This is a genomic window from Mucilaginibacter sp. P5_A4 (assembly GCF_056400605.1).
Genome location: NZ_JBFUKX010000025.1, coordinates 21,509 through 35,101, shown reverse-complemented (window position 1 = coordinate 35,101; position 13,593 = coordinate 21,509). Strand labels below are relative to the sequence as shown.

The 13,593-nt window shown below is 41.3% G+C and carries 13 protein-coding genes; 4 read left to right on the top strand and 9 right to left on the bottom strand.

Annotation, left to right across the window (positions count from 1 at the left end):
- Positions 1-16: 16 nt before the first annotated feature.
- The 8 genes from AC1DQW_RS15790 to AC1DQW_RS15755 form a co-directional block, all read right to left on the bottom strand.
- The gene (locus AC1DQW_RS15790; RefSeq protein WP_477454974.1) at positions 17-604 is read right to left on the bottom strand and encodes an SRPBCC family protein; all 588 of its coding nucleotides are present in this window, start codon (positions 602-604) and stop codon (positions 17-19) included.
- A 50-nt stretch (positions 605-654) separates the two neighbouring features.
- A complete protein-coding gene (locus AC1DQW_RS15785) occupies positions 655-1,428 on the bottom strand; it encodes an SDR family NAD(P)-dependent oxidoreductase (RefSeq protein WP_477454973.1) in 774 nt (257 codons plus the stop codon).
- A 96-nt stretch (positions 1,429-1,524) separates the two neighbouring features.
- Positions 1,525-4,578 (bottom strand): efflux RND transporter permease subunit, encoded by a 3,054-nt coding sequence (locus AC1DQW_RS15780; protein WP_477454972.1) that lies wholly within the window; start codon positions 4,576-4,578, stop codon positions 1,525-1,527.
- Between the two features lie 4 nt (positions 4,579-4,582).
- The gene (locus AC1DQW_RS15775; protein WP_477454971.1) at positions 4,583-5,635 is read right to left on the bottom strand and encodes an efflux RND transporter periplasmic adaptor subunit; all 1,053 of its coding nucleotides are present in this window, start codon (positions 5,633-5,635) and stop codon (positions 4,583-4,585) included.
- A gap of 57 nt (positions 5,636-5,692) precedes the next feature.
- Entirely contained in the window at positions 5,693-7,054 is a 1,362-nt protein-coding gene (locus AC1DQW_RS15770; protein WP_477454970.1) for a TolC family protein, read from the bottom strand.
- Positions 7,055-7,108: 54 nt separating this feature from the next.
- A complete protein-coding gene (locus tag AC1DQW_RS15765; protein WP_477454969.1) occupies positions 7,109-7,717 on the bottom strand; it encodes a TetR/AcrR family transcriptional regulator in 609 nt (202 codons plus the stop codon).
- Positions 7,718-8,473: 756 nt separating this feature from the next.
- Positions 8,474-8,827 carry a helix-turn-helix domain-containing protein gene (locus AC1DQW_RS15760; protein ID WP_477454968.1) on the bottom strand — a complete coding sequence of 118 codons (354 nt, stop codon included), beginning with the start codon at positions 8,825-8,827 and terminating at the stop codon, positions 8,474-8,476.
- Between the two features lie 932 nt (positions 8,828-9,759).
- Entirely contained in the window at positions 9,760-10,737 is a 978-nt protein-coding gene (locus tag AC1DQW_RS15755) for a GlxA family transcriptional regulator (RefSeq protein WP_477454967.1), read from the bottom strand.
- Between the two features lie 130 nt (positions 10,738-10,867).
- Between AC1DQW_RS15755 and AC1DQW_RS15750 the strand changes: the two genes are divergently transcribed.
- The 4 genes from AC1DQW_RS15750 to AC1DQW_RS15735 are packed head-to-tail and all read left to right on the top strand — an operon-like array spanning position 10,868 to position 12,632.
- Positions 10,868-11,290 (top strand): SRPBCC family protein, encoded by a 423-nt coding sequence (locus AC1DQW_RS15750; RefSeq protein ID WP_477454966.1) that lies wholly within the window; start codon positions 10,868-10,870, stop codon positions 11,288-11,290.
- A gap of 18 nt (positions 11,291-11,308) precedes the next feature.
- Complete coding sequence (locus AC1DQW_RS15745; RefSeq protein WP_477454965.1) at positions 11,309-11,719, top strand: DoxX family protein; 411 nt, start codon at positions 11,309-11,311, stop codon at positions 11,717-11,719.
- Positions 11,720-11,769: 50 nt separating this feature from the next.
- Complete coding sequence (locus tag AC1DQW_RS15740; protein ID WP_477454964.1) at positions 11,770-12,219, top strand: SRPBCC family protein; 450 nt, start codon at positions 11,770-11,772, stop codon at positions 12,217-12,219.
- Between the two features lie 11 nt (positions 12,220-12,230).
- Positions 12,231-12,632 carry a VOC family protein gene (locus tag AC1DQW_RS15735; RefSeq protein ID WP_477454963.1) on the top strand — a complete coding sequence of 134 codons (402 nt, stop codon included), beginning with the start codon at positions 12,231-12,233 and terminating at the stop codon, positions 12,630-12,632.
- Between the two features lie 319 nt (positions 12,633-12,951).
- Here the strand turns inward: AC1DQW_RS15735 and AC1DQW_RS15730 are convergent, their stop codons facing one another.
- On the bottom strand, positions 12,952-13,539 hold the full coding sequence (locus AC1DQW_RS15730) for a YdeI/OmpD-associated family protein (protein WP_477454962.1): 588 nt from the start codon (positions 13,537-13,539) through the stop codon (positions 12,952-12,954).
- Positions 13,540-13,593 lie beyond the last annotated feature (54 nt).

The window sequence follows — 13,593 nt, the reverse complement described above, 5'->3', positions numbered from 1 at the left end:
GTAGTTCCTGTATTTTTTAGTTGTTTGATTGTTTTTCTGACAGTTCTTTCAGCCTGATTAACCAATTCTTAAGATCTTTACGAACCATATTAGGTGCGAAAATTTTCTCCATTTTTGTTTTAGGCCCATTTTGGGATTCGTCTGAAACAACCTTGCAGCCTTCTGCTGTTGGGATAATCATCCATGCATTATAAATGGTAATTTTTTTATTATCGGTTTCCCCCAGCCAGGCTACGTTATAAGGAGGTTTGAATTCCTTTATAGTTGACGTGAATTTACCTGCCGGGTGCCAAATAAAAACACTGGATGAATTAAGCTTACCATCGGGTGAATTTAGCAGCTTAATACCTTCAGCTTTTTTGTTCAATTCCGGCCATTTGGCAGCATGGATGAGAATATCCCAAACCACTTGGGGTGAAGCTTTAATGTCTATTTCGTTGTGGATGAAAAAATCAGATTCTGCTGGTTTAAACCCTTCCGGCCAGTTGATTTTATCGGAATAAGGTAAACTTGATTGAACTACTTTTTTGTGTGAATAACAAGAGGAAAGTAGCAATGACAGACTCGTTAAGCTAACGAATATAAATAATTTTGTTGTTTTCATTGTATTTGTTGTTTTGATTGTGTGGAATATTTCATTTATAACTTAGTTCTTTATTGTTGACTGGCTAATTTCTTTTTAATCTTCATCATAATACTATCAGGCACAAAACCTGGGAGTTTAGAGTTAAACCAGTTTTGAAAACCAACTACTTTTTTTCCATTCCCTTCTAATAGATGCTTTACACCCTGTACTGCCACTTCTTTGGGATGCATTGGTTTGGTTTTGTGAAGATTTGTAGATTGCATCTCATTTGTCGTAAAACCAGTATCTACGGTGCCGGGGTAAAGAGAGGCAACGGTAACACCAGTGCCGTCTAATTCGGCATCAAGTGTTTCACTAAATGCCTTTACAAAAGCCTTGGTGGCAGAGTAAACAGAAAAATACGGCATTGGTAAAAATGCAACCACCGATGCCACATTCATAATTCTGCCAGACTTGCGGCTGACCATATCTTTTGAAAAGAGCTTGGTAAGTACTACCAAACTGGAAATATTTAATTGAATCATGTTCAGTTCTTCTTCCAATGACGTTTCAATAAAATTGCCATAGTTGCCAACACCTGCATTATTCACCAGATGGGTTACTAATAAATTTTCCTGTTGCACCTTTTTGTAAAGGTCTTTAGCAGCATTTACATCAGAGAGATCTGCAACGAAATACTGAACCAGTATGCCATACTTGTTTGTTAGTTCAGCTTGCATTTGCTGCAATTTTGTTTCGGTGCGGGCAACCAATATCAGGTTCAAGCTTTTGGCTGCTAATTGATTGGCCATTTCGTAGCCAATACCGGATGATGCGCCGGTGAGCAATATGTATTCTTTCATGTGGGTTAAAATTTATGTTAGTGATTTTTGAATTTTAAAATGTGTTAATAATCAGGTTCTTCAAATGTGTTTTTTTACAGTTTTCTATTTCATTTATTATAAATCATCTTCAATGCTTGGCGGTATGAGTTTATACATTACCGGCGTTACGATCCTCGAAAGGATGGTAGAGCTGATCAGTCCGCCGATCAATACGATAGCTAAGGGTGCAATAAGCGGATTAGGATTTAGCGCGATAGGAAGCAAACCGCAAATCGCCGTTATAGAAGTTAAAACTACCGGCAGAAAGCGCGTTTCGCCGGCCATACTGATCGCCTCATCGATGCTATGACCTTCTGCGCGTAACTGGTTGGTAAAATCTACCAGCAACAGCGAATTTTTTACCTGTATACCCGAGAGTCCAATGAAACCGATAATGGATACCAAAGACATGGGGTTACCAGTTAAGAGCAGGAATACAACGCCGCCAAGAACTCCCAGGGGTATGATCGATAGCACAATAATGATCCCTTTAAAGGTTTTAAACTGCAGCAGCAGGACACCAATGAAAAGAAAGGTGCTTAATATGATCACCGACAGGAAATTACCACCAAGAGCATCACCTTCTGACTCGGCCTCGCCGGAAAGCTTGTAATAATAACCCTGCGGCATCTTTAATTTATTTAACTGCGGAACAACGTCTTTGAGAATATCATTGGCCAGTACGTGCTCTTTAGTGAGGGAAGTAACCTTGGCAAACCGTGATTTATTAAAATGATTGATCGCAGTGGGTGAAGTTTCAAAAGAGATCGTAGCGATCTGGTCTACCAGCACCGGGGTTCCCTGCACATTATTAACATAAAGTTTTTTGAGTGCATTTAAATTGGAAAACTTATCCCTGGGCATGGTGATTACTACGTTGCGTGAATCGCCCCGGTCATCAATGTAATCCCCTACGGTTAACCCAGCAACGGCCATACGGATCACTTTATCCACATCACTGGTCAGCACACCCAAGGTACGGGCCTTCTCCTTATCGATCTTTATTTTAACATCAGATTTGTAGGTATTGAGTTCGTTGTTGACGAAAAAAGTGCCGGGATGTTTCTTTAGGATCTCTTCCACTTTAAATGAAAGGGACCGTAAGGTATCCTGGTTCTCGCCAAATACTCTTACTACAATATTCGCTTCGATAGGTGTTCCCTGTTCAAAATCCTTTATTTCGATCCTGGCATAGGGGAAGTCTTTAAACTTCGTTCTCAACTGTTTAATCAGATCTGTTTTTTCTCCAGGTTTAGCTTCTTCATCCAATTGGACAAAAACCTGGGCAAAATCAGGTTTTACATCCTGCTGATGAACATTGTAATAGATCTGTGGGTTACCTTTACCTACGTTAGAGGTGTAATAGACAATCTCTTTATGTTTTTTCAATTCTCCTTCTACCAGTTTGGTCGCCCGGTCACTTTCCGGGATGTCTGCCTGTAAGGGCATTTTGATATTAATCAGGAACATCGGTTTTTCCGAGGTTGGAAAAAGCTTGAACCCCGTTAATGTGAACAGGAAAAATGCCAACCCGCTCAGGGCTAATGATATCCCGATAGTAGTTTTAGGCCATTTTAAGGCAAGCGGCATAACGCGACTGTATGATCTGGTCAGAAACCTTTGCAGGTGTTTTAAAAAGAAGTTCCCCTCGCCGTGGGTATGGGTTTTTAACATCCGGCTGCCCAGGAAAGGGACAAGCGTCAAAGCTACGATCATGGATGCCAAAACGCTGGTCATGACGGCCATGGGCAGGCTGCGGATAAATTCACCGGCCATGTCGGGTAAAAAGGCCAGGGGCAGGAATGCGATAACCAGCGTGGCCGTACAGCCAATAACTGCGATGCCGATCTGTTGCGTTCCTTTGAATATGGCATCTGTTCGCGAATGGCCTTCCCTGAGCCAGCGTTCAATATTTTCTACCACCACAATACTGTCATCCACCAGTAATCCCAAAGCCACTACAAGGCCGACAATACTCAGCTGGTTTAACGAATAACCCAGTAAGTTCATGGCAATTAGGCCCAGGGCTAAGGAAAGCGGGATGGAGATCATCACGATGAGCGATGCCCTGAAGCCTAATGGAAGCAGGGTAATAACCACCAGCAAGATGGCCAATCCGAAGTCAAACCCCAAATGGCCCAAACGCTCAGATACCATATTGGCCTGATCGAAGTTTTTAACCATGTGGATATTCTCCGGCAGGGTTTTGCCAAACGCTTCCAGTACAGGTAAATATTCTTTCTGAACACTGGCTATATTCACATTGTCTTTCATAGCCGCCGTAACCAGCACACAACGGTGCCCGTTTATCCGTGTGATGTGGTTGACCGTACCGTCCTTATAACTTACCGTGGCCACATCTTTCAAATAGATGATCTTACCATTGGCATTATAAATAACCGTATTGGCCACATCATCGGTGTTCTTGAATTTGCCACTGGTTTTAACGTTAAACACTTTGCTATCCAGGTTAATGCTGCCTCCGGGAATATCTGCAGCCTCGCTTTGCAAACTACCCATGACCACGTTAAGCGGTATCTTGAGTTGCGCCAGCTTATCCAGCTGCATATCGATGCGGATCTCCTGCTCGGGCATACCAAAGTATTTCACCTCTTTCAGGTTGGTAATTTTCTCTAACTGTGTTTTTAAGATGTCTGCTTCGTCCCGCAGCATTTTACCGGAGGCATTGTCAGACACAAGGGCCACCTGTATTACCTTTACATCTGACGAGGAAACCTTTTCTGTTTTGATCAGGTAAATATCCTTGGGAAGTTCGCTGTTTTTCAAGGCATTGATCTCGGTGGATATTTCCTGGTATTTGTTGTCTACATCTACGCCATATTTAAACTTAGGCTGGATAACTGCTACGCCGTCTTCTACGGTAGTCAGGATCTTTTCAATGTTTTCCAGTCCATAAATTTTGTTCTCGATAGGCTTTACTACCTGTTCTTCCATATCCTTGGGACTGGTGCCTGGGTAAATAACCGTAATGATATATTGTGGCGGATGGGTGGTCGGATCTTCCGAACGCGGCATGGTGAACAGCGTCAGCACGCCGACAACGGCCACCAAAAGAAATATGATCAGCGTGAACTGATAATTCTTAACGGCAAAATTTGTGATCTTCATGGCCTTACTTGATGATTTTAATAAAAGACTGTTCGTTGAGGTAGGCGCTGTTGGAAACCACGATCTGGTCTATACCTTCCAATTTATCTTTGAGGTACACATTTTCATTATCGAACTTCAAAATGCTGACCGGCACCCGCTTCACCCGGTTTAATCCTACGGTCGTAAATACAAATCCTTTGTTGCCGTCGGCCTCTACCAGCGATGCATAGGGAATAACCATTACGCTTTCATCCTGATGCGTAGCTATCTCGGCTTTGCCAAACATGCCTACGGCGGGCTTTACGCCGTTTAATTGTAACTTCAACTCGATCTGGAAAGAGCCCAGTTCGCGGTCTGCCGCCTGCGACTTACGGAATACGGTGGCATCAAAGGTTTGACCGGCATAGCCGTCGAGCGTTACTTTGGCTGTTTGTCCCGGCTTAATTAGCGCCCATTCCCGGTCGGTCACACCCACTTTAAGAGAATAACTATTATGTTGCTCGGTTGAATTGATGAGCAGAACCGGCGTCCCTTCTGCAATTACTTCGCCTTCGTTTGCTATTTTCTTACTGACAAAACCGTCAGATGCAGCATATATTTTAGAGTAGCGCTCATTGAAGGCTGTTGCTTCCCTTGCTTTTTTGGCAACATCCAAAGCTGTTTTGGTATTCTGCAATTGTTCCAAAGTGTAAACACTGTCTTTGTAAAGATTCAGCGCCCGGTTATAGTCACGCTGCGCTTTTTCTACACTCAAGCTGGACTGTGCTAAACCTGCCGAGATTTCCGTAGAGTTGAGGGTCGCTAACAATTGCCCCTGTTTAAAGAACTGGCCTTCCTGTACCAGGATGCGGCTGATCACTCCGCCTATCTTGAAGGCGTATTTGGCTTCATCTTCTGTGCTGACCAGGCCGGTGGCGGTAATGCGGTCCGGTACGCCTAAAATAGATACCTTGGAAACCTTAACGGAAATAATATCCGGTTCGCCAATAGGGTTTTCTTCTTTGGATTTTTCTTTGCAGGAGGCAACTACAATAAGGGTGGCTGCAACAAGGCTGAGTAATTTTATTTTTTTCATGATTGTTTGTTTTTTTAAGGTATTCAAGAGCCCTTCGGGGTTTTTCATGATGGGTTTTTATTGAATGGTGAAACTGGCATTGGCACGTTCGATCGCGGCATCTGCGATCCAGGTGTCGTAAAGGGCAATATTGGCATGAAGCTGGGCATCTATCCACTGGTTCTGGGCATCCAGCAATTCGATGTAGATCGCCATTCCCTGTTTGTATAGCTTCAGCATATCACCGTAATAGGTCTGACTGGTTTTTAATTGGGATTGTGCCGCCTCGTATTGCGCAATGGCGCTTCGCATACTGGCCTGGCGTACCTTTAGCTCGGTAAGCAATTGTTGCTGTACATAATCGGTTTGTGACGCCAGGGCCTCGCGGTCGGCAATCGCCTGCTTCACGCGGTAATTGTTTTTACCTGAAGAAAACAGGTTCCATTCCAGGGAAATCCCAAACAAATAATAACGGCTGTTACTGTTAAACTTCCAGTCGAATGCTTGAGAACCCAGATCGATAAAGGTTCCTAACTTGGGGACGATATAGGACCTGGCCAGCCCGGTCAGGTTGCCGTTAATATCTTTAGCAATCCGTAATTTTGATAACTCTTCTCTGCCGGTAACGCTGTTACCCAAGCTTTGGTCCCTGGCAGGCAGTGTTTTAATATCGTCTAAAAGTACGCTATCTGTAAGCGGGCGGTTAAGCAGGAAGTTAAAATAGTAGCGTGCTGATTCTGCTGTTTTCTGTGCCCCAATTAGTGAAGCATTGATCCTGGATACTTCGTTCTGGCTTCTAAGCACAACGGTTCGGTTTACCTTGCTGTTTTCATACAGTTTGGTATTGATCCTTTGCCCTTCATCAACCAAACGAAGTGAAGATTCGTAAATACCGGTGGCGTACACGGCTTTCTGGTAATTGTAATAAGCCGTTTTGATTTCTTTGACCAGTTCACGCTTATAAAGCAATACCTCGGCTTTTTGCAGGTCTACCTGCTGCTTTTTGATCCGCTTGTTATAGATCAGTTCTGCATTCAGGATGGGAAGTGTCGTGCGGAATTTAGCATCGTAGAAATTGTCCGGGTTGAGCTGGATCTTTTGGTTATGCAACTGAGGAAAAGCGTTAGTACCCGTCAGCTGGTTCAGCGTGGAGTAAACTCCGTTAAACAGATCGCCGGTCGGGAAATCTATCGTACGCCCGCCGTCAGCTTTCGTGTAGGTGGTGGAAAAGGTAACCTCGGGCAAAAACATGCTTTTGGCTTCCTTCAGCGCGTAAATATTTTTTTCAAGAACAAAGTTTTGTTGCTTGATACTTTCATTGGAGGCAAGGCCTTGCCGGATATACTCATCCAACCTGCCCTGAGCTTTTGCAAGGGGTGCAGCCAGTAAGGCCGACGATAAAAGCAAAAGTTGATAAAGTGTTTGATTTTTAAATTTCATTTTTAATCATTGTTTTAAATTTAAACAGCGTTCAATATACTTATAAAAAAAAGGCTAGCTTTTTTCGAGCAGGGCCACAAAAGACTCATATCCGTTCTGCATCAGCTCTTCATTGGTTTTACCAACAAAGCTTGAGTTGCGGTGCTTACAGAAAAGGGCGCTGATGCCATGCACCACGGAAATGATCAGGAAGGTAAAATATTCCGCATCCATATCCTTGAATTTGCCTTTCTGCTGGCATTCCTTTACGATTCCCTGCATATAACTGATCGCCTCCTCAGCAATCTGGAACCCTTCAGGCAGCGAATCTTTTACTGGTTCGTCAACAATGAACATCAAATTATAATAATCTTTGTTCTCCTGCGCAAATTGAATAAAAACGCGGCCGGAAGCCTTTAACCGCTCGAAGGGGTCGCCAACCTTGTCCAGTACTTTTAATTGGTTCAACAGCAGGCGAAAACCTTCTTTATGCAATTCGTGGAAAATTTCGCTTTTGTCCTTAAAATAGAAATATAGCGAGCCCGGACTATAACGGATCTCCTGGGCAATACTGCGCATACTGGCCTGTTCATAACCCTTCTCTAAAAATATCTTACGCGCACCGTTAAGGATACGTTTATGCATTTCCTGCTTCTCTTCCAGTTTTCGTTCTGCTATGCCCATTCTAAATTACTAATTTACAAATATTAAGATTGCCGGTCATGTGACCAATGCTTTTTTCATGATAACTTGATCTAATATTAAACCGATGCAAATATACTGAACGGTGTTCAATAAAACGAAAACAATCACCATCATTTTAAAAACTGACATTAAAAACAGAAAACATTAGCCGTGAAGTTCATGCTCAGCAGGCGTCAACTCGGTAAAGGATGACTTCAGCTAATAATTATTCCCGTTCAGTCACTTTTTTACGGTGATTTACCCCTCCCCAATCTTTCAGGGAATAATGATAGACGTTAGTTGCCTTAACTAATAATAAAGGTCGGAATCAAACCGGTCCCTTTTAATAATTACACTAAAACCTATAATTCAGACAGCCTGCCTAAGTTTACCTTAATCTTATTAATAGTTTGATTTTTCTTTCTGTCCACAACTTTCGCATAAACTTGCGTGGTTTTGATATGTTTGAGTTAAATATCGGAGGTGAGGAATCTAAATAAAGTGGTTGCCGGTTTTTTGGCAATGACCTTGTTCTTATAGTTACGTTTGCCATTAATTCTGATTGAGTAAGATTGATTCAATACTTTTTTTATACATAGGTAAACCTGCCCACCTGGAACTTTGTTATTTTATTCCAATGAATCAAATTACCCAACGCACTTTCTGACATTTTAAATTTTGCGTGCAGCTTGCCTATTTTGTAACAATCACTTATTGGCAGCAATTTTGATAATTTCTTTTTTGGAGGAGTAATTATCAACGACCTCTTTGAAATAACAGATCGATGTCTCTTTTAAGAATGATCGTTCGGCGAATGGAAAGGTTGTAGGCGTTGAGCATTCTTGTGTTTATTAAATGATAAATCATGTTACGTGACACGCCAAGAAGTAACGCTGCTTTTTGGGGACCTGAGAATTCTACGCCTTGAACATGCTGTATCTTTGGAGCAGATAGGATGATAGGCTTTAGCTTCTCAGCTTCTGTCTTGTCATTCCGTTGGGTTGTAGCATTATTGCACAGCTTGCCACAAAATCGTGTGACGGTAGCTTTGGCATCGAATGTTCTTTTACAATGCACACATTTTCTTTGAATCGTGAAATTTGAACTCATGTATATTAAATTTTCAAAATCTAATCAGAATTGAACATTTAACATATAAAAATTATGTATTGGACATCCCTTGTTATGTCCCCTACTTTTAGTGGTGTTTTGTGCTATTTAGTACTGTTTAGTGTTAAATAGTCACCAATTGTCACAATGATTTGCTGGGATTAAAAAACGAGAGGATAACGAGCTTTGAGTAACAAATAAACATCAAAATAAATAATATCAGTAACAAAACATACAAATATGCCAATTGGTCTAATTTGCAATGATTTGGAAATCTGCCATTTATAAAATTAAAAATGGAATTTTGACTTTTTGTAGATTTATCGCAATTGTTTGAAAATCAATTAGTTAAACCGACTATTTGCCGATGCAGAAAGTAATAATTAATTGATTGTAAATGAGTTATAAGCTTTGAGTTACAAATAGGTAACAAAAAATTTGAGCGTTTTTTGCCCCTTTTTTAACGGGATTAATGTGGATAACAATGCTAATTAAAGGAAATTTTAAATCAATTCCAAAGTAAAACAAAATACATATGGCTATAGTTAATCTCTCTCTTATCGTCAATTTTCGTAAGGTTCACCAATTTGTGATTATGCATAGTACATTGAGCCTGTTCTCAAAGGTCCCCAGACTGGACAGAATTCGAACCATTTAGTGGAGCAACTAAAACTATTAAGCTTATTCAAAGTGGCCTAATCGGGATTCGATTCCTCTACGGGTTCATTTTATAAACCTTTAAATTCAGTAGAAAGCCCGTATGCGAAACTTCTCGAACCCCTTTTTGCAGGATCTAAGAACTTTGGCATATTGAAAACCTAATTTTATCCGGCTAAATATTCATTCCACCGCACGGCCTTATCATTTTTTCTGCAAATTAGGAAGTCCATCTCCGTATTGATGTTGCTTACATCATTCTTTGAATCGGCAAATTATACCTCATTCGCAACCTTTGCAAACTTATTTCTATACTCTATCGGTGTAAGCCCCGTTATCTTCCTGAAAATATCCCTGAATGCTTTGGTATCGGTATAACCCACGCCGTACATTACTTCAGTTACATTCTTTCGCGAGGCTTCGAAAAATTTCTTTGCAGCTTCTATCCTTACCCGTTGTATGTACTCGATTGGGGTGTTGGTTGTTGCATCCTTAAATCTTCTTTCAAAAGTTCTGCGGCCAACATTGATAAGATTTACCAGATCTTCAATGGTGATCTTATCTTCATAATTTTCTTCGATATAAGCCTGTACCTTTTGAATGCCGGCATCACCATGGTTTTTCTGCCCTTTGAAAATAGCGAATTGGGATTGGCTGTCTCTGCCTATATCTAAGGCAAAATATTTGGAGATCATAACAGCCGTTTCTCTGTCGGAAAATTTTTCGACCAGATACAGTATTAAATTCCACAAACTGCTTGCACCACCACTACTATAAATATTATCGTGTTCTGTGATGACCGCACCGTCTTCCACTTCTACCAGTGGATATTTTTCTTTAAACTCGGTTATATGTGCCCAATGGGTAGAACACTTCTTTCCATTTAACAATCCTGTTTCTGCCAGCAGAAAAGCCCCTATGCATAAACTGGCAAGGCTGGTGCCATTCTCATGGAGCTTTTTGAAGTAGGGTATTGCTTCGGCATTGGCCAGGATCCCTGTCTCAGTATTTCCGAAAGTGGGTGGTATAATGAGCAGGTCCGTATGGCTAACATCTTTGAGCAGCCTATCTGTTTTTACCGTGTATTCGCCATTGTTGGCCGGTACATATTCATTTAAGCCCACATACTCTACTTTGAATATGGGCTTTTTACCAAATGCAGTCAGAAACTCATTGGCCGTGTGAAAGGTTCTGAATGCTGGTGTAATAGCTTCTATTACTCCATGCTGGGGAACGAAAACGGAAATTTGCATAAAACTTATCTTAATTAAAGATACGCATGTCTTGTCGTAATCCTACCCTTAATTTGTCGTTTTTACAACAGACCAAATTTTGGAGCCTGTAGCATCTTTGTACTATAAATTTCAACTAAAAACACATACGATGACAAAACAAACAAAAATTACGGTAGAAGCCACAGTAAATGCTCCCGTAGAAAAAGTATGGCAGGTTTGGAATAATCCAACCGACATTATGAAATGGAATACTCCCGACCCAAGCTGGCACACTCCACGCAGCAAAAACGACCTTCGGTTAAACGGAAAGTTTAAGAACAGGATGGAAGCTAAAGATGGCAGCTTCGGTTTTGATTTTGAAGGCACTTATGATAAGGTTGACTTGCACAAGGAAATAGCTTATACCATGCCCGATGGCAGAACCGCCATAACATTGTTTGCAGATAAGGAAGGTAAAACCACGCTTGTAACAACCTTTGATCCGGAAACAGAGAATGAGCCTGAATTTCAGAAACAAGGGTGGCAGGCTATCTTAAACAGTTTTGTGAAATACGTGGAATCAAATAATTAATAATAAAGTTTTAACAACATGAAAAAGAATAAAATAATTTTTGGGGTGGCTACTACGATCATTGTTCTTTGGGAAGGTGTAATGCCCCTTGCGACTATGCTGTTTGCATCACAGTATGTAACTGCAGGTACAAAACCTTTAGGCTATCCTGATTACTTCGCTTACACGCTCATTATCTGCAAGGTGCTTGGAGTTATAGCAATTGCCTATCCTAATGCCCCGGCTAAGTTAAAAGAATGGGCGTATGCAGGGTTAACATTTAATTTGATCTATGCGTTCATCAGTCATACATGTGTAGATCAAAATATTGGGTTTATGTTAATGCCATTGGTCTTTCTGGGTATTCTTGCCGTCTCTTACCTATATAACGATAAGATCCGGGATCATGGCCAAACTAACGAACGATTAATGAGTGCCATCAATCATTGAGTGTAAAGCTTTAGGAAGAATTATTGATCAATCCCAAAAAACTTAAAAAAATGAAAGATAACACGGTTTCATTACACAGAGTAATTCAGGCAAGTCCTGAAAAGGTATTTCGGACCTTTGCAGACCCAATAGCTTATTCTAGCTGGTTACCCCCTTATGGCTTTGTATGCGAAGTGCAGCAAATGGATTTTAAGGAAGGCGGCAAGTTCCGTATGACCTTTATTAATTTCAGTACCGGTAACGGCCACTCATTTGGCGGAGAATATGTAGAGATAAAACCGAATGAGTTTATTAAGTTCAGCGAGAAGTTTGATAACCCTGATTTACCCGGGGAAATGACAACGACAGTGTGGCTGAATAAGGTTTCCTGCGGCACGGAACTTAAAATAGTACAAACAGGTATTCCTAACGCCATTCCGGCTGAAATGTGTTATTTGGGCTGGCAGGAGTCCCTGGAGAAATTGAAAAAGCTGGTTGAACCCGAAATACCGGATGCATAATTTATTGTATTATGTTATTTCAAGATAGCGATAGATCGATCAGCGGGATCTTCATCACATTTTCCGGAAATTGCAAAAAAGCACTTACGTTTTACCAGACTTGCTTTGGTGGCACGCTGCATTTTGAAACTTTTGACAAGGAATTACATGGTTATACAGAAATACCTGTTATTAGCGGTGCCCTGGTTTCTGATCGTATAGTTATTCACGGTTCGGATCTGGTACACAACGAGGGCAGAAAAATTGGAAATTATCTTTCAATTTTTCTGCCGTGTAAAAATGCTGATGACAGAAAGGTACTTATCGAAAAATTAGGATCTGACCGCCGTGACGTGGCAATCAGGAATGATGAAGAGGATAGTCTGATTGAAGTGACTGATGCTTTTGATGTGCAGTGGGTATTGGGTCTGTGAGTTATGCGTACTACGTCTTGTAAATAGTTGGAACCCAATCAGCACTATCAACGGTTAGCAGTTTGACAAAGTTTCACCATGCTTAATGTCAAAAGACCGGAGGGTGAATCACCGTAAAAAGTGACGGAACGGGAATAATGATTAGCTTAAGTTATCCCCTCTCTTGGGTGACGAACTGCAAGTTTTGAACTTCATAAGTCAGGTTCTGAATTTTTTGAGCATCATTGCCGGCCGATAAGCAAAGTGAATGCTATACATTTTGGAAATGAATCGGTTGATGACCGAAAAGAACTACGGCATCATCGAACACGTTTTTTCCCTAATGAAATTTCTCGCCCTTAGCCAGCATTTCCAGGATAATGTTCATTCGCTTTTCGCGGGTCTCCGGTTTTTTGGCGGTCTGAAGCCGCCAGGTGATTGCATATTTGTTGGTTTTGTTCAGCGAGTCAAAAAAAGCTTTTGCCTTTTTGTTTTTTTTAAGGAGTTTGAGAAAATCGTCAGGGGCTGTCGAATTGGAAGGTGAATCATATGCGGCCGCTAGTCGCCCGTCTTTCTTTGCGTCTTCAAAGGCTTCCAATCCGGCGGCTTTCATTCTCTTTTCGTTCGTAAGCCGTTCAATATGTTCGACGTTTCGTTTAGACCATATACTACGTGTCCGACGCGGCGTGAATTTCTGGATCCAGGAATCACTGTCAAATTTCTTCTTTTGACCGTCAATCCAACCATAACAAAGTGCTTCGTCGAGTGCTTCTGCATAGGTAACGGTTTTTTCACCCGACTCTTTGTTGAAAATGCGTAGCCAGATACCATCTGACTCTGCATGATTGGCAGCAAGCCATTTCTCCCACGCACTTGCAGAAGCAAATGATTTAGTGGGAGCATCTTTCTTGTTTTCTATAGTACTCACATTTAGCCTCTGTTCATTTAAAGCAGGACAGCCGATACTAACTTACGGAAATGT